Origin of the sequence: Humisphaera borealis, assembly GCF_015169395.1 — a bacterium.
GTDB classification, from domain to species: Bacteria; Planctomycetota; Phycisphaerae; order Tepidisphaerales; family Tepidisphaeraceae; genus Humisphaera; species Humisphaera borealis.
In genome coordinates, this window is the sequence record NZ_CP063458.1 from 2,043,472 (window position 1) to 2,059,046 (window position 15,575).

The following is a 15,575-nucleotide window of genomic DNA, read 5'->3' on the forward strand; positions in this document are numbered from 1 at the left end:
AGGGGTATACCATCTCGATGGTGGCAGGTGTCTGCCCGGGTACGGTTGTTCACGCGACACCGTGAATCGGGACGGGCCGCCGGCCGCGAGAAGGACCGTTACACGGCGTTAGGAGACTTGTCCTGGCATGAACTTGAAACTTTCCTTCTTCGCATCTCTCGCAGCCTTCATCGCGATTGCTTTCGGTGGCCGGCCCGTCGCGGCTGCAGAGTCCACTCGCTTTGAGCGGGACATCCTCCCGGTGTTCTATCACCACTGTTTCGGCTGCCACAGCGAGAAGCAGGCCAAGCCCAAGGGGAAGCTCCGGCTCGACACAGCCGAGGCCATTCGCGGCAGCGAGGTGATCGTGCCGGGCAAGCCGGACGAGAGCGAACTGTTCAAGCGGGTGTCGCTGCCGCACGGGGATGAGGGGGTGATGCCGCCGCTCAAAGGGGGTGCACAGCCTCTGAATGACGCCGAGCGGGCGATGGTGCGGCGGTGGATCGCCGACGGGGCGAAACTGGATTCGTGGGTGAAGTTCGATCATCGCGGGCCGGCCATCCCGGCCGGGCAGGTGACGCCACCGCCGGGGGACGTGCGGCAGCTCAGTGCCGAGCTGCAAAAGCGTGTCGATCAGTTTCACGCCGCCAGGGGAACGAAGCTGAACCCGCCGGCGGACGATGAGGTCTTCCTGCGCCGTGTCTACGTGGATGTGATCGGCCGCATCCCGACGCTGGAGGAGAGCGGGCGGTTCCTGGCGAGCAAGGACGACGACAGGCGGGCGAAGCTGATTACGGAACTGCTCAACAGCGAGGGTTACGTCAGCCACATGTTCAACTGGAAGGCCGACCTCCTGCGGGTCAACTCGCGCGGGCTCGCCGCCGGTCAGCCGGGCATGCTTTACGACGACTGGGTGAAGGACGCGATTCGTTCGCACATGCCATACGATCAGTTCGTGAGGGAGCTGATCACGGCCAAGGGCTACTTGTGGAAGAACGGCGCGGTCGGTTTCTACGTGCGCGACCTCGGCATGCCGCTGGACCACATGTCGAACATGACGCGGGTGTTCCTCGGCACGCGCATCGAGTGCGCGCAGTGCCATGACCATCCGCTGGAGCCGATCACGCAGCGGGATTTCTACCAGATGACGGCGTTCACGTTCGGCGTAAGCAATCTGGGAAAGCCCGGCGGCTACTCGCCGACCAATGTGAAGCAGTGGCCGGAACTCAAGGCCAGGCTGGCCGCCCTTCACAGCGACAAGGAACTGGACGACAGCGTCAGCCAGACGATCGCACCGTTGAAACGGCTGACGGCGGACACCGAGATGCACCTGAAGTTCCCCGAGGCCTACCCGTATGACGCGTCGCTCCGCGGGCGGATGGTGGAGCCGCGAACGCTGTTCGGCGACGAAGCGGTCGTCACCGACGGCGACCGCCGGAAGGCCTTTGCCGATTGGATGACGTCGCCACGCAACCCTCGCTTCGCCAGGAACATCGCCAATCGACTGTGGAAGCGGGTGATGGGCGCAGGGTTGATCGAACCGGTGGACAGCCTGTCAGCGCTTCCCAATCCGCAGCACGGCGAGCTGGTGGAGTTTCTGGGGCAAGCGATGGTTCGTCTTCGCTTCGACGAGCGGGCTTTCATCGAGATGCTACTCAACACGCGCCTCTACCAGAGCCAGACCGTTCGCGAGACGCCGGAGCCGGGGGTGCCGTTCGCCCTGCTCGGGCCGCAACTGCGACGGCTCTCGGCGGAGCAGATCTGGGATTCTCACCTGGTGCTGCTCGCACCCGACATCGACCAGAGAAAGTCAACGTTCCGCTACGAAGGGCCGCTGGCCACGGAACACCTCAGGAAGCTGGCGGTGATGACGGCGGACGAGATCATCGCGCAGGCGCGCCTCGACCGCGCCGCGCACACACGCATGCGGGAGGCCAGCCTGCGCCGGGCGGAGCAGTTGAAGGAGTTGGCGGCAGCCAGGGATCGAGGGGACGAAAAGGAAGTCAAACGGCTGAACGCTGCATACGCCAAGGAGAAGAAGGAGCTCGCCGGCCCCGGGATGAAACCGGAAGCTGAGCCCGAAATGCAGGACGCCGACCCGCGATGGCGGTCGCTGCCGCCGAGTTTCATCCGCGCCTCCGAGACGCCGCTCCCGTTGCCGCTGGGGCACTTTCTGCGGCAGTTCGGCCAGTCGGATCGGCGGGAGATCGACGCGTTCAATCGAGATCCAAACACCACGCACTCGCTGGCGCTGATGAATGGCGACCTGACGAGCCAGATCTTGAAGGAAAGCTCGCTCCTGCGCCGCCAGCTGGCAGCGAGCAAGGCACAGGGCGATGCCCGGACCCAGCTCATCTTCCGGGCGATCCTCGTACGCTCGGCGACGGCGGACGATATCGCGAGGCTGAACGCCGCAAGCCCGGACGCCTCGGCCCGGGAGCAAGACACCATCTGGGCGCTGTTGAACTCGCCGGAGTTCCTTTTCAATCAATAACCTTTCATTGCACCCACCCTATGAACTCGCTTCGCACCGACATCAGCCGACGCACTTTCGTGGAGCGCTTCGCACAAGCCGCCTTTGGCGTGACATTGCTGCCTGCCTTCGGCGGGCTCCGGGCAGCGGAACCCGCGATCGGCGGCAAAGCCAAGAGTGTGATCTTCCTGTACATGCGGGGCGGCATCTCGCATATCGACACCTTCGATCCCAAGCCCGGAAAGCCGGAGATGGCCGGGGTAAACGCGATCAAGACCAGTGCCGACGGCGTGCAGATTTCGGAGTGGTTTCCGCGGATGGCTCGGCAGATGCACCACGTTTCGCTGGTGCGGTCGATGACTTCCACGCAGGGCATTCATGATCGCGGGACCTATCTCGCGCACACCAGCTACTTCATGACGCCGACGATTACTCATCCGTCGCTGGGCTCGTGGGCCGTGAAGGTGCTCGGTTCGGCAAACGCCGTGCTGCCGGGAAACATCCTCATCAACGGCAGTCCGCAACACCCGCGGAGCGGCTACATGCCGACGCATCTGGCCCCCCTGCCGATCACCGATCCCGGCGCCGGCCTGCAGAACGCCGCCCTGCCGTCGAAGACCACCGAGTCCGACTTTGCCCGGCGCACCGCGCTGGCCCGGGCCATAGGGGAGCGATTCGTGAATCAGACGCCGCATCGGGATGCCGCCGCCTACCTGAAGGTGCAGCAGGATGCCGCCACACTGATGAAAAGCGAGGACCTGAAGGTGTTCGACATTTCTCGCGAGGATAAGAAAACCCAGGCGGCCTACGGCACGCACACGTTCGGCAAAGGCTGCCTTCTGGCCCGGCGGCTGGTCGAGAGCGGCGTGCGGTTTGTGGAAGTCGAAGACGAACACAACTGGGATACGCACAACGACCAGGTCAAGTCGATGGAAAACATGACGCCGACCACCGACCAGACCATGGCCGTGCTGCTTGAAGACCTGCATCAGCGGGGCCTGCTCGCCAGCACGCTCGTCGTGATGGCGACCGAGTTCGGCCGTTCGCCGCAGATCAGCACCGTCACCAACGGCCGCGGGCATCATCCCGGCGTGTTCACCTGGTGGCTCGCGGGCGGCGGCGTGAAAGGCGGCTACGTCTATGGCAAGTCCGATGCAACCGGCGAACACGTCGCAGAGAAACCCGTCACCATGCAGGACTGCAATGCCACCATCGCGCAGGCGATGGGCATCGACCTGCAGCACGTCGAGCACTCCCCCTCCGGTCGTCCGTTTACCGTGGCAGACAAAGGAAAGGCAGTGACCGATCTGTTCGCATGATCGTGCGTCGATAAGCCCGCAGGCTCCAGGGGCCGGAGCTTTCTGCGCCGCTATTTGCCTTCCCTGGCCCACTGCTTCATCAGCGCGATGTTCTTCGCGACTTCGGGGTCCGGCTTGCGGCTTTGGTAGGCGGCCATGTCCGAGTCGTAGCGCGATTCGGGCTCGGGCGTGCGGCCCTGATCATTGGTCCGCTCGATCCATCGGTCGAGCATGGCGCGAAGCCCTTGGAGCGTTGCGGCCTGTGCGGGGTCGGCAGCGAGGTTGTGCACTTCCCATGGATCGGCGGCCAGGTCATAGAGTTCTTCGGGCGGCCGCGCTTTGGCAAAGAGCTGGCGTTGTACCTCATCAAGCAGACCGGCGGCTTCGGCGGCCCGCAATGCAATCAGGCACGGTTTGTGATCTTTGTAGGCATTGGGCTGAAGATACGGCCGCTGGGGCAGGAAGTTGCGAATGTATTTCCATCGCTCCGTGCGAACGCTGCGGATGCGATCCACGGTCTCGTCGGCGCGGTCGCGTGCGGCGAAGGTGGCCTCGCGTGCCTGATAATCCGGCGCGAGTGCATTGCGCGCCTGCATCGCCTTTGGCAACGGGATGCCCGCCAGCGCGAGCGACATCGCCGCCATGTCGATGTGTTCGATCAGGTCCTTGCGTCGCAGGCCTCTGGGCAAGCCGGGACCGATCACAACGAAGGGGATGTGCGTGCCTTCGTCGTAGAGGAACTGCTTGCCGCGGCCGTGGCTTACGCCGTGATCGGTCACGAAGAAGATGATGGTCTGATCCAACACGCCTTCCGTACGAAGGCGCTCCACAATCTCGCCCACGTGCTTGTCCGTGATGCGCACTGCATCGAGCGTGGCCGCCCAATCGTCGAGGATGGCTGGTGTCCGGGGATAGTAAGGCGGCAGCGGCACAGCATCCGCTGGCGTTGCACCGCCGAGCTGCTTACGCGCCTCGGCGATTTGCTTCGCCACGTCGCGAATTTTGCCTCCCCACAGCTGGACTTGGGCGAAGAACGGCTGACCGGCTTTGCGCGTCTTCCAGTCCGTGCCGTCATAGATGCCGGGGTCGAACTCGAAGTTGTAGTCGGTCTTGCCCCTTCCCATCGCGGGGTAGCCGCCGTTGGACGTGTAGTAGCCGGCCTGTTGAAACAGGCGGGGAACAAGCTGTACATCGGCCGGGAGCACGATCTTCTCCGAGCCCACGCCGCTGCGATGATGGTGCGCACCGATGCTCGTCTGATACATCCCGGTAATCAGCGCGGATCGCGACGGAGAGCAAATCGGCCCGGTGGCAAAGGCACGTTCGAACAACACACCGCCCGCCGCCAGCTTGTCCACGTTGGGTGTCTGAATCGTCTTTTCTCCGTAGCAGCCGAAGTGTGGCGACATGTCCTCGGCGATGAGCCAGAGGATGTTGGGTCTGGCTGGCGGGGTGGCGTCGCCCGCGGCTTGCAGCACTGTCGGCAACACCAGCAGCAGAGTGACGATAAGGGTGAGGATGTGCTTCATTGTTGGCAATCTCGGCTTCATGTATCGCCACATTCACGGCCCACATTCACGGCTTGGAAACGGCGCGCGGTGCAAAGTTGAGCCCGCCTACGAACTCGTTGGATTTGAAGAATTCCGGGGCGATCACGGGTTTACCGGCGAGCGTGAGGTTTTCGAAAGTGAGATTGCCAATCCGCGCATCAGGTTGGCCCCAGAGAATCTGAGGTTCACCCAGAACGCTGGGAGCGGCGATGGAGATGTTCTGAAAGAGAATGCCCGACAAGTCTCCGGCGGCGCGTTTCTCGCCGTTCTTCGAATATGGCTTCGGCATCGTCATGCAGATGAAGAACTGTTGAAGCGTCGGCCGGGGGTCTTCGACATTGATATTGCGGAAAACCACGCCCGCACCGGCGGCACGTCCGCCTTCGCCGCGCATATTGAAGACCCGCCCGCCGCTCCAGTGGTGCCACTTGGCCCGCGAATAGATCACATCGCAGTCCTCCACCACCAACTGGCGGTCGGTGAGTTGGGGCAGGGCGCTCAGGACGAATGATGAACCGTTGGCATCGTTCCACAGGACGGTGCGGCGAATGCCCAGTCCGTTCACGTAAAGGGAGTCATCCTGGGTGCGGATGAAGCAGTCCTCGATGAGTGTGTTGCCGAACGGATTGATCCCATCGCCGTTGGCACGCCAGGTGAAGATCTTGGTCCAGCGGACCTCGTTGGGATGACCCGCCTTGAAGGGGCTCACCAGCATGAGCGAGTGCGTCGCCGAGTCGGCGATGGTGATGCCCTCTACGCGGGTATCGGTGGTGCCGATCAACTCGATCGGGCGATAGCGCCCGTGGTCCTTCTCCGGGACCGGCGGCTCGACGTACTCCGGGTGCTTCAGCCTCGCCCCCGACAGCGTTCCAAGGCCGAAGATGCGGATGTGATGGCCGTCGCCCCACTTGGTGTTGGAGAACGTGCCATAGACCATCGCGTCGCCGGGGATGTAGTACTGGCGGTTGGCGCGGAGCGGGAACGCCAACCCGACGTCGTGGACGCCGGGCAGGAAGTAGAGCGTGGTCCATGGCCCGTCAGACGGCGGAACCTCGCCGGGCTTCACGGCCAGCACGCCGGGGTCGGTTGGCTTGGGCTTGCCGGCCAGCGGCGGGTTGGCAAAGAGCGAGATCGTGTGGATCGGCGGGCCCTTGTAGCCCTTGCCGGTGTCCTGCGCATCCATCTGTCCGTCGATGTCGACCGCGACGAGGCAGGGCTGGTCAAGCAGGACGAACGCCCTGCCGTCCCGGACCTCGCACGCCGACGCCTTGCGCTTCGGGTGTACTGCCGCCGATCGGATCGGCGCGCCGTCGGTGCGGGCGATCTCGACCTCGACCGCGCCAGAGGTCTCGAAGTTCACGTAGGCGTGCGTCCAGCCGGCGAGCGTATCGAAATATGCGTCGGTCTTCTTGTCGACGGCCTTGCACGCGGTCTCCCACGCGAAGGCGGTCTGCCACTCGCCGCCCGGGCGAACCGGGCGGATGCGTACCTTGTAATGCCCGGACGCGGCAAGCCCCGGCACCGGGGGATAAACGACCAGGCCGTCGTCGGCACCGGCCGGTGAATGCAGGGCGAACAGGAGAATGGCCAGGAGGGTGCGGACGCGTTTCATCGTGGGTTCCGTGACGGCAAGTTGACGCCGCATCTTTGCGAGGATGGCCTGCCGCACCGCTCACATTCCGTTGGCCTTCAGCAGCTCTTTGGCCTCGGCGATACATCGCTTGAGGTCGTCGGCACGCAAAGCTTTCGTGAGCGCGGCCTGCTCGCCACGGTCCAGGACGCCGGGCTTGGCCGGCTTCTTGCCTGCGTAGTTCTCGTACATGTCGGCGATCGTCCAGGAATCGTTGCGCCAGGTGGGGAACGGCAGATCGGTCAGGTCCATCGACTTGAGATTGGCCAGCGGATTGCGGCCCCAGGCGTGCCGGAAATACTTCGGTTCCGGTACCAAGGGGCTGGTCAGCACGATTGCGGTCCGGTCCTGCTGCGGTTTGTTCTGCTTGTCCTTGTCAACGGTCAGCCACTCGGCTCTGGCGAGTTGGAACCGCCCGTCGGCACCGGCGATGACGAAGCCTTCGATCGGTCCATCGTTGTACGGCCCGGCGGGCGAGTCCAGCTGTAGCGTGATCCTTCCCTCTTCGATCCGCACCTCCTTGAGCATCGGCGGCATCCAGCGGATTTGCTTGGCCATGCCGTACTGCGTCGCCAGCGCCCAGCGCGCGACACGCTCGCCGACCGGGATCTTGATCTGGGGGTGATACCACGACCGTCGCTGGTCGAAGCTGCTGGCGTAGCCGACGTTCTTGTCGCCGGCCTTGAGGAAGTCGAGGAACGTCTTGAAGTGGACCTCGCGGATGTAGATCCCTTCGTTGGCCATCTTCTCGAGGTAGTCGGCGCGATCCTGCGGGTCGCCTTCGGTCTCCTGGGAGATGATGCCAAAAGGCATCTGCGGGTCGTTGAACGCCGCGCGCCAGGCTCCGATCATCTTCGGGAAGACCTGCGCGTAAAGCACGTGCCCATTGGGTTCGAACGCGTTGTTGTAGCCCTGATGCCAGATCGCCCCTTTGATCTGAAGGCCCACGATCGGCGCGATCATGCTCGCGTAGCAGTTGCCGGGGCGGTTCATGTCCATCGCCGGACCGGGCAGAAGGTCGGTCGGAGGGGCGGCGTTCGCCGGGACCTCCTGGCCCTGCGCCTTGAGCCGGGCCTGACGTTCGTTAAACCGCTTGACGCGATCGTCGAGGTCCTTTTGTGGATCGAACGCCGCGACCTTCTCGCCCCATTCGGCCAGCTTGGACTTGACCTCAGGCGTGTTGATGGAGTTGAGCACCTCCGTCGGGGTCCAGGTCTCGATGCACGTACCGCCGCGCGAGGCGTCGATGACGCCGATCGGGATCTGCGTCGCCATGTGAATGCGCCGGGCGAACACGTATCCGATCGCCGACATCTCGCGCACTGTCTGCGGCGTGCAGACGTCCCAGTAGCCCTGCCGAAAGTGCTGGCTCGACCAGTCGCTCCATTGATACATGAGCGGGAACGAGCTCTTGGGGTCCGGGCCGTTCTGGTGCGGGACCGTGAACAGGCGAATGTTCTTGAAGTTCGCCGAAACGATCTCGAGCTGGCCGCCTTCGACCTTGGCGATCTCGAACTCCATGTTGCTCTGGCCCCCGAGCAGCCAGACGTCGCCGACGAGGACGTCTTCGAGTTCGATCTTCGTGGCTTGCCCCTGCACGACCAACCGTCGCGGATCACCGTTGGCCGGCTCGGCGGGCAGCTCGACCCGCCAGGCGCGATCGGCCGCAGCGACGGTCGCCTGCGTCTTCTCGCCGAAGGAAACGGTGACCTTCTCCCCGGGCTCGGCCCATCCCCAGACGCGGATCGGCTTGTCGCGCTGCAGCACCATGCCGGACTGGAACAGGTTGTGCAGGCACAACCCGCTCCCGACCGCCGGGACATCGATTCGGTCCTTTCCGCGCTCCAGCTTCACTTCGGCCGAGGCGTGCCCGGCGAAGAGGCCGGCGGCCAGGGCGACAAAGGCGGCGATTCGGCTGAACTTCTTCATGGTGTTCGGGATTTCCTTTCGAGACGGCGCGAAAATCATGCAGGCTTCTGCACGGCGCGATGGCGAGCGCGCGGCGGCCGCTTTGCCCGGTCGCGACTCATGGCTGGCGAGGGGACGCGTTCTTCAGGACGAAGTCGATCAGCTCCTGGCATTCGAAGAACGCCGGGGAGATTTCATGGCCCCTGCCCGGGACAATCTTCACGTTTAGCGTGCCGCCCGCCGCCTCGTAACGTTCCTTCAGCAGCCTGGTGTTGTCGTCGTAGGGAACGAGGCCGTCCTTGTCGCCGTGCACGGCGAACATGGGCACTTTTCGCTCGGCCAAACCCGCAATGTTGCTGATGGGATTGAATTCGCCGAGCCTCGCGACGAGCTCCGCCTCGGTCATGCCGAAATCGGCGAGAGTTTCCTTCTTGGATGACTTCAGCGGCCAGCTCGAAAGATTGCACACGGGATAGATGCCCGCCCACGCCTGCACCTTGTCGGGGTTTCGGAACGCCCAGGCGAGGGTCATCATCCCACCCCGACTCTGCCCGAGCAGGATCGGCTTGGTCGAGTAGCCGCGTTTGACCATGGCGTCGTAGAAGCTCGTGAACTTCGCGGTGCTGGCGGGCGAGCCGCGCACCTCGCCGAGATCGAACCCGGCCAGAGCGATGCCGGCGTTCATGAACGCGTCGAAGTACATCCGGTGCCCGGCGATGATCACGTTGCCCTTGATCGTCGGGCCGTACCAGATCCACGGCTTGCCCTGCGCCGGCTGCGGCGCGACGTAGACGAACGCCTTGTTCCCGTCGATCTCGAAGACTTCCGGCTTGGCACGGACGGTATTCGGTGCCGCCGGCTTGGCGGGAACTGGCTTGTCCACGGATGGGGCGGCGGGCTTCTCCGCGGGCGTAGCCGCCATCACGCCAGATATCTGGCAGACGAAAGTGATGAGCACAGCGACGAACGACCACGCGGAGTTCGGCCTACGCAACCTGGGGTTCGATTCCATCATGCCAATGTTCCGATGCGAGGGTTAACGGGCGTGCGGTCGCACTTCCTTCCGAAGCCGAACAATGGTTTCCACGCCCGCTTAAGTCTTTCGATTTCCGCCATTGACCACATGGGCGTCGTCGTCTTTGCGACGCTGGATCGCCCGGGCCGGACATCAGCCGACACCGCTGCCGCTTTTGCTTTGCCGTAGTGTTATATCACGTTTGCACGGCTGAACGAGTCGGCCCCAAGGCTGGTATTCCCGCCAATCACCCCGGGATACAGTCGTGCGAGAGCCGCGAAACACCAATCCTCACCGGAATTGTCACACCTACGATTCTCACGTGTCCAAGGGGCGGTATGGCGTCTTAAAATCATGATGGCGGAAGTCACGAATCGAGGGAGTCTGCAATGTCGTTCAATCCTTTCGCCGAAGTCGTCGATGAATCCACAGACGCCGAACTAATCGATCAGGCGAAGAACGGCAACCGCGACGCCCTCGAACGTCTGGTGCTTCGGCATCAGGCCTGGATCTACAACATCGCGGTGCGGATGGTCTTCGTTCCGCACGACGCCGAGGAAGTCACTCAGGAGGTGCTGATTCGGGCGATCACCCACCTCGGCTCGTTCAAAGGGGACAGCCGGTTCCGCACCTGGCTCTATCGGATCACCGCGAACCACGTGCTTAACATGAAACGCCGGGGCGGCGAATCGGAGACGCAGACTTTTTCCGTCTACGCCGCGGCGATCAACGATACCCCCAACCTGGACCTGCCCGATCCCAAAGCCGTGCCGGTGGATGTGCCGCTGCTGGTCGAAGAGACGAAAGTCTCCTGCACGACCGGGATGCTGCTGTGCCTGGACCGTAAGCAGCGGCTGATCTTCACCCTCGGCGAAATCTTTGGCGCGAGCGACACCGTCGGCAGCGAGATCCTGGAGATGACCCCGGACAACTTCCGGCAGAGCTTGTCTCGCGCCCGGCGAGACCTGTACCTGTTCATGAACAACCAGTGCGGCCTGGTCAATCCGGCCAACCCCTGCCGCTGCCCGAAGAAGACACGGGGCTTTATCGAGGCCGGCCACGTCGATCCCGGGAACCTTCAATTCGTCCCCCTGCACCTGCGGCGGATTCGCGATGCAGCTCCCGAGACGGCCCGGCAGATGGATGATGCGGCGAGCCGTCAGCATGCGGCGATCTTCCGCGATCACCCCTTCCTGGAACCGAAAGACCAGACCCGCTGGCTGCGGCAACTGCTCGACCGGGGCGAGCTCCGCAGGACGCTGCATCTGAACTGAAGAATTTTCGCATCAGTTGTCACAGTACCCATCGCCGCGATGTCTACGGGGGCATGAAGAAGCTACAAGGAAAAACAGCGTTGGTTACGGGGGCTTCCAAGGGGATCGGCGCGGGGATCGCCAGGGAACTGGCCGCGGCCGGTGCGGCGGTCGTCGTCAACTTCGCGACCGACCGTCTCGGTGCCGAGGCGGCGGTGAACGACATCACCAGCGCCGGCGGCCGTGCGATCGCGGTGTCCGGCGATGTGTCCAAGGCGGCCGACGTGGCCCGGATGTTCGCCGACGCCAAGACCGCCTACGGCGCGCTGGACATCCTGGTGAACAACGCCGGCGTGTACACGCCGATGTCGCTGGACGCGATGACCGAGCAGGAGTTCCACCGGGAGTTCAACACCAACGTACTGGGCCCGCTGCTGGTCATCCGGGAATCATTGCAACACTTCGGGCCTGGCGGCGGGAGCGTGATCAACATCGGCTCGGGGGCGTCCAAGATGTGCCCGCCGGGATACGCGATCTACGCGGCCACCAAGAGCGCGCTGGATGCGATCACCGTCGTGCTATCGAAAGAGCTGGCGTCGCGAAAGATTCGGGTGAACTCCGTGAACCCCGGAGCCACGCTGAGCGAAGGTACCCACGCCGCGGGGTTGTACGGAGTGGCGAGCGAGTTTGAAAAGACGCTGGTGGCCATGACGCCGCTAGGCCGAATCGGCACACCGTCGGATATCGCCAAGGTCGTCGCGTTCCTGGCGTCGGAGGATTCCGGCTGGTTGACAGGCGAGATCCTCCTCGCCTCCGGCGGACTGCGCTGAAGCGAACTGCGATAAACGAGAAACTTTCAAAGGAGAATCATATGAACCGTTTCAAATCGTACGTGGCGTGCACGGCCCTGACGGCGATCGCCTGTGTAGCTGTGGCCGAGAAGCCAACGCCCCCAGCGGACACGCCGAACTCCCAGCCAGACCAGCCGAACCCGGCGACGAAGGACGCCGCGGCGGCCCAGGCGATGGAGGCATTCTCCGGCGGGTGGGACATTGCCGTAGTCCAACCGGAGGGGGCGACGAAGAACGCCAGCCGGCTGGTGTTCCACAAGGACGGCACCTATGCCGCCCAGGATAAGGAGGGAAAGGAACTGTGGGCCGGCACGTTCGAGATCGACGCCACCGCCAAGCCGATGATCTGGGATCACCGCTCTCACGACGGCCGGAAGACCGGCCAGGACGTCCTGGGCATCTACGAGCTGACCGGCGACCGGCTGAAGGTGGCCTGTGTTGTCGGGCAATGGAAGGAGAAGGAATGGGTCGGCAAGCCGCGCCCGACGGCGATCGACCTGAAGCATGCCGACGTGGTGATCGAACTCAGCCGGGCGAAGGCGGCAAAGTGAGCGGAGCGGTCACACCCGCAGCAGTCCGCGAAACGCGCGGGCGCCGTAGTACGACTGCGCCCCGTTGTGATAGATGAACACCCGGCCGAAGCGGTAATCACCGAAGATCGCGCCGCCTTCTTCGCGGATCTCGGGCGGCGTTCTGAGCCAGCTCGACGTCTTGGTATCGAACGGCCCGAACTTCTGCAGGTCGTGGTACTGCGCTTCGGTGAGCAGCTCGATGCCCATCGCGGTGGCCAGGTCGAGGGCGCTGTTCGCCGGGCGGTGCTCTTTGCGGGACTCGAGCCCATCGCGGTCGTAGCAGACACTTCGACGGCCGGCGGGGCTTTCGGGCGAGCAGTCGCAAAAGAGGTACTCGCCGGTCTTGCGGTCGTAGCCGATGACGTCGGGTTCGCCGCCGGTGTTCTCCATCTCCGCCAGCGACTTTAGCGTCTTGGGGCTGGCGGCAAGCTTCGCGGCTACGTCCGCCCAGTCGATTCCTTCGTGGCGATTCATGTGCTCGTCGAACCGGGCCTTTAGCGTGGCGATCAGGTCGTTTGATCGCTTGGGGGCCGCTTCCTTCTTGCTATTGGCTTTCTTCATTGGCGTAACCTTGAACTGGCTTGAACGGCGCGCAATCGGAATCGTGTGGGTTCTTAGCCATTCTGCCGGCCGAGGCCTTTGGAGAACAGCCTTTTGATGACGTGCCCTTTCCACAGCCAAAGCCCCGACAGGAGGATGACGGGGACGAACCCAAACCGGAAGTTGTCACGGTATGGCAGGACTTCCTCCGGCGGGCCGTAGACGTAGCCGATGATCGTCAGGCCGAAGACGAGGTGAATCCAGCGGACGATCGTGCGTTCGGTGGCAGGTTTCATGGTGCGGTCCGGGAAGTATGGGTGTTCGTGATCGCGTTCGGATTGCATGGGTGGCATGGGCAAGCGTACTCGCTTGCCTGTGGTCAGCGCCGTCAGACGTTCGACACGGGCAACGGAGTACCGTTGCCCATGCCACCCGATATCCGCAACGTCGAACGGAGCAAATCACGGGTTGCCGCTTTTTGCCGGGCGCTCGACCACGACGACAAGCTGCTGCAGCATCCTCGTCCAGCCGAACTCGGCACCGGCAAACGCCTGCGGGCCGAAGGGCTGCGACAGGTCGAAGCCGGCGTGCTCGAAGAGCAGTCGGGTGCCGTCGCCGTCGGGCATCAGCCGAAAGCTGACCTGGGTGTTCTCGACCGGTCCGCCGGCCGACCAGGAGAAGACGAGCCGGCCGCCGACATCTGTGCCGGCCGCACCTTCCGCCGGCGGTTCGCATTCCAGCACCTGGCAGCGGACGGTCAGACCGTTGAAGTTCGCCTTGGGGTTCCCCGGCACACGAAACGTGAACGCATGGCCGACGCGTGGCTGAAAGTCGTTGGGGAACATCCACTCGGCCAGCACGGCACTGTCAGTGATCGCCTGCCAGACCTGCGCCCGCGGCTGCGGGATCAAGATCTCTTTTTGAATGGTTCGGTTCATTCCCTGGCTCATGTCTTGCCCTCTCGGGACAGCAGATTCTGCAGCCGCTGCAAGCGGTCCTCCCAGAAGCGGTCGTAGAGCGCGACCCAGTCGCGCACGGGGCCGAGCCGTTCGGGGACGAAGTGATAACGGCGTTCGCGGCCATGCCGCTGCTCGGTGACCAAGCCGCAATCGAGCAGGACGCGCAGGTGCTGCGACACTGCCGGCCGGCTCATCTCGAAGTGCCCCGCCATCGCGTTAACAGAGCGGTCGGCCTCGGCGAGCAGATCGAGGATGCGTCGCCGCGCCGGATGGCTGATCGCGGCGAAGACATCGGGCTGGCGATCGGCACGCTCGACCATGCCGGCAATATACGTAAGCTATCGCTTACGTGTCAAGCCTCATGCCCTCCGTCTCCGCAAAGAAGTCTCCTCACCTGTCGTGCCGAAAAGTCTGTCCGGTTGCACCGCTTCGCATGATTGCAGTGAGACTACTGCCCGATGGGAGTCATGATAGTATTCCATTACAGGATCGATGGCGGCCGCGCCGCGGCTGCCACGCTCGAAGGACCCTCGGAGGAACGAACATGGACCCGCGGAACAACAGCAACATTCATGACATCATCTCGCGACGCCGCTTTCTGGGTGGTGTAGCGGCACTCGGAGCGACGGCGATGATCGGTCGGCAGGCCTGGGCCGCAGACGCCGCGCCGGCGGGCGGAAAGCCCAACTCCGTCTTCGGTGGTGTTGCCATCGGCATCAACACCTACAGCTACCGCAGTAGCGGCATCGATACCGCGGAGCAGACGCTAAAGGCGCTGATCGAAAACGGCCTCAGCGAAGTCGAACTGAAGGACGGCCCGATCCGCGCGTTCGGCGTTCTTCCGCCGGCCGTGAAGAAGGAGACCAAGGGAGACCTGCTGGCACCCAAGCCGACGCCCGAAGAACTGGCCAAGCTCCGCGCCGGCCTGCTCGCCAAGGCCGCCGAGTTGCGCAAGCTTTACAACGACGCCGGTGTGAACATCCACATCCACAAGGTGCCGTTCGGCAAGTCGGACGATGACATCAACTTCAACTTCGAGATGGCCAAGGCCCTGGGCTGCAAAGCGATCACGACCGAGCGCAGCGACACCGTCGCCAAGGCGCTCGCTCCGTTCGCCGAGAAGCACAAGATCTACGTCGCGTTCCACAACCACACGAACAACATCCCGACGGTCGATACGCTCGACCCGTTGCTCGACTACGGCAAGTACATCGCGTTCAACTTCGACATCGGCCATTACGTCGCCGGTTCGAAGGGTAAGAGCCCGCTGGCGGTAATCGAAAAGTACCACGACCGGATCGTCAGCCTGCACCTGAAGGACCGTACGCCCGATGGCGGCAACGTCGCCTGGGGCCAGGGAAAGACGCCGATCAAGGAAGTCCTGCAACTGTTGAAGAAGGAGAAGTGGCCGATCCACGCCGACATCGAGCTGGAATACAAGATTCCCGCCGGCTCGACGTCTGTCGCCGAAGTGGGCAAGTGCGTCGCCTATTGCCGGGAAGCGCTGGCGTAGCCCGCGCGATTCGATGGATTGGCAGAGCCGGGCC

General features: G+C 63.7%; 14 protein-coding genes. 6 read left to right on the forward strand and 8 right to left on the reverse strand.

Annotated features, from left to right (window positions below; translation table 11 throughout):
• The first annotated feature begins 127 nt into the window (after positions 1-127).
• Together IPV69_RS07645 and IPV69_RS07650 are read left to right on the forward strand one after the other, a co-directional pair.
• Positions 128-2,473 carry a DUF1549 domain-containing protein gene (locus IPV69_RS07645; RefSeq protein WP_206294400.1) on the forward strand — a complete coding sequence of 782 codons (2,346 nt, stop codon included), beginning with the start codon at positions 128-130 and terminating at the stop codon, positions 2,471-2,473.
• 20 nt (positions 2,474-2,493) lie between these two features.
• A complete protein-coding gene (locus tag IPV69_RS07650) occupies positions 2,494-3,771 on the forward strand; it encodes a DUF1501 domain-containing protein (protein WP_206294401.1) in 1,278 nt (425 codons plus the stop codon).
• A 50-nt stretch (positions 3,772-3,821) separates the two neighbouring features.
• Here IPV69_RS07650 and IPV69_RS07655 read toward each other — a convergent pair whose 3' ends face one another.
• The 4 genes from IPV69_RS07655 to IPV69_RS07670 all read right to left on the reverse strand — a co-directional run bounded on the left by IPV69_RS07655 (position 3,822) and on the right by IPV69_RS07670 (position 9,853).
• Positions 3,822-5,312: a sulfatase family protein gene (locus IPV69_RS07655; protein WP_315853153.1), complete on the reverse strand. Its 1,491-nt coding sequence runs from the start codon at positions 5,310-5,312 to the stop codon at positions 3,822-3,824.
• 13 nt (positions 5,313-5,325) lie between these two features.
• On the reverse strand, positions 5,326-6,912 hold the full coding sequence (locus tag IPV69_RS07660; RefSeq protein WP_206294403.1) for a glycoside hydrolase family protein: 1,587 nt from the start codon (positions 6,910-6,912) through the stop codon (positions 5,326-5,328).
• A gap of 60 nt (positions 6,913-6,972) precedes the next feature.
• Positions 6,973-8,859, reverse strand: coding sequence for a sialate O-acetylesterase (locus IPV69_RS07665; protein ID WP_206294404.1), 1,887 nt, complete (start codon positions 8,857-8,859; stop codon positions 6,973-6,975).
• Between the two features lie 97 nt (positions 8,860-8,956).
• A complete protein-coding gene (locus tag IPV69_RS07670; protein ID WP_206294405.1) occupies positions 8,957-9,853 on the reverse strand; it encodes an alpha/beta hydrolase family protein in 897 nt (298 codons plus the stop codon).
• Between the two features lie 389 nt (positions 9,854-10,242).
• Between IPV69_RS07670 and IPV69_RS07675 the strand changes: the two genes are divergently transcribed.
• Genes IPV69_RS07675 through IPV69_RS07685 form a run of 3 tightly spaced genes read left to right on the forward strand, consistent with a single transcriptional unit; the run spans position 10,243 to position 12,508 of the window.
• Positions 10,243-11,127, forward strand: a complete 885-nt coding sequence (locus IPV69_RS07675) for an RNA polymerase sigma factor (RefSeq protein WP_206294406.1) — start codon at positions 10,243-10,245, stop codon at positions 11,125-11,127.
• Between the two features lie 53 nt (positions 11,128-11,180).
• Positions 11,181-11,936, forward strand: coding sequence for an SDR family NAD(P)-dependent oxidoreductase (locus tag IPV69_RS07680; protein WP_206294407.1), 756 nt, complete (start codon positions 11,181-11,183; stop codon positions 11,934-11,936).
• 41 nt (positions 11,937-11,977) lie between these two features.
• Positions 11,978-12,508 carry a TIGR03067 domain-containing protein gene (locus IPV69_RS07685; protein WP_206294408.1) on the forward strand — a complete coding sequence of 177 codons (531 nt, stop codon included), beginning with the start codon at positions 11,978-11,980 and terminating at the stop codon, positions 12,506-12,508.
• A 9-nt stretch (positions 12,509-12,517) separates the two neighbouring features.
• Here IPV69_RS07685 and IPV69_RS07690 read toward each other — a convergent pair whose 3' ends face one another.
• The 4 genes from IPV69_RS07690 to IPV69_RS07705 all read right to left on the reverse strand — a co-directional run bounded on the left by IPV69_RS07690 (position 12,518) and on the right by IPV69_RS07705 (position 14,348).
• The gene (locus IPV69_RS07690) at positions 12,518-13,090 is read right to left on the reverse strand and encodes a DUF4256 domain-containing protein (RefSeq protein WP_206294410.1); all 573 of its coding nucleotides are present in this window, start codon (positions 13,088-13,090) and stop codon (positions 12,518-12,520) included.
• Positions 13,091-13,143: 53 nt separating this feature from the next.
• On the reverse strand, positions 13,144-13,365 hold the full coding sequence (locus IPV69_RS07695) for a hypothetical protein (RefSeq protein ID WP_206294412.1): 222 nt from the start codon (positions 13,363-13,365) through the stop codon (positions 13,144-13,146).
• Between the two features lie 165 nt (positions 13,366-13,530).
• Positions 13,531-14,007: an SRPBCC family protein gene (locus IPV69_RS07700; protein WP_206294413.1), complete on the reverse strand. Its 477-nt coding sequence runs from the start codon at positions 14,005-14,007 to the stop codon at positions 13,531-13,533.
• A gap of 8 nt (positions 14,008-14,015) precedes the next feature.
• The gene (locus IPV69_RS07705) at positions 14,016-14,348 is read right to left on the reverse strand and encodes an ArsR/SmtB family transcription factor (RefSeq protein ID WP_206294414.1); all 333 of its coding nucleotides are present in this window, start codon (positions 14,346-14,348) and stop codon (positions 14,016-14,018) included.
• A gap of 224 nt (positions 14,349-14,572) precedes the next feature.
• Here IPV69_RS07705 and IPV69_RS07710 point away from each other — a divergent pair, with 224 nt between their 5' ends.
• Complete coding sequence (locus IPV69_RS07710; protein ID WP_206294415.1) at positions 14,573-15,541, forward strand: sugar phosphate isomerase/epimerase family protein; 969 nt, start codon at positions 14,573-14,575, stop codon at positions 15,539-15,541.
• The last annotated feature ends 34 nt before the right edge of the window (positions 15,542-15,575 follow it).

Excerpts from the sequence above, each read along its gene's own strand:
- IPV69_RS07650 (WP_206294401.1), top strand. The coding sequence starts at position 2,494 with ATGAACTCGCTTCGCACCGACATCAGCCGACGCACTTTCGTGGAGCGC.
- IPV69_RS07685 (WP_206294408.1), top strand. The coding sequence starts at position 11,978 with ATGAACCGTTTCAAATCGTACGTGGCGTGCACGGCCCTGACGGCGATC.
- IPV69_RS07710 (WP_206294415.1), top strand. The coding sequence starts at position 14,573 with ATGGACCCGCGGAACAACAGCAACATTCATGACATCATCTCGCGACGC.
- IPV69_RS07690 (WP_206294410.1), bottom strand. The coding sequence starts at position 13,090 with ATGAAGAAAGCCAATAGCAAGAAGGAAGCGGCCCCCAAGCGATCAAAC.
- IPV69_RS07695 (WP_206294412.1), bottom strand. The coding sequence starts at position 13,365 with ATGAAACCTGCCACCGAACGCACGATCGTCCGCTGGATTCACCTCGTC.
- IPV69_RS07680 (WP_206294407.1), top strand. The coding sequence starts at position 11,181 with ATGAAGAAGCTACAAGGAAAAACAGCGTTGGTTACGGGGGCTTCCAAG.
- IPV69_RS07655 (WP_315853153.1), bottom strand. The coding sequence starts at position 5,312 with ATGTGGCGATACATGAAGCCGAGATTGCCAACAATGAAGCACATCCTC.
- IPV69_RS07700 (WP_206294413.1), bottom strand. The coding sequence starts at position 14,007 with ATGAACCGAACCATTCAAAAAGAGATCTTGATCCCGCAGCCGCGGGCG.
- IPV69_RS07660 (WP_206294403.1), bottom strand. The coding sequence starts at position 6,912 with ATGAAACGCGTCCGCACCCTCCTGGCCATTCTCCTGTTCGCCCTGCAT.
- IPV69_RS07645 (WP_206294400.1), top strand. The coding sequence starts at position 128 with ATGAACTTGAAACTTTCCTTCTTCGCATCTCTCGCAGCCTTCATCGCG.
- IPV69_RS07675 (WP_206294406.1), top strand. The coding sequence starts at position 10,243 with ATGTCGTTCAATCCTTTCGCCGAAGTCGTCGATGAATCCACAGACGCC.
- IPV69_RS07705 (WP_206294414.1), bottom strand. The coding sequence starts at position 14,348 with ATGGTCGAGCGTGCCGATCGCCAGCCCGATGTCTTCGCCGCGATCAGC.
- IPV69_RS07670 (WP_206294405.1), bottom strand. The coding sequence starts at position 9,853 with ATGATGGAATCGAACCCCAGGTTGCGTAGGCCGAACTCCGCGTGGTCG.
- IPV69_RS07665 (WP_206294404.1), bottom strand. The coding sequence starts at position 8,859 with ATGAAGAAGTTCAGCCGAATCGCCGCCTTTGTCGCCCTGGCCGCCGGC.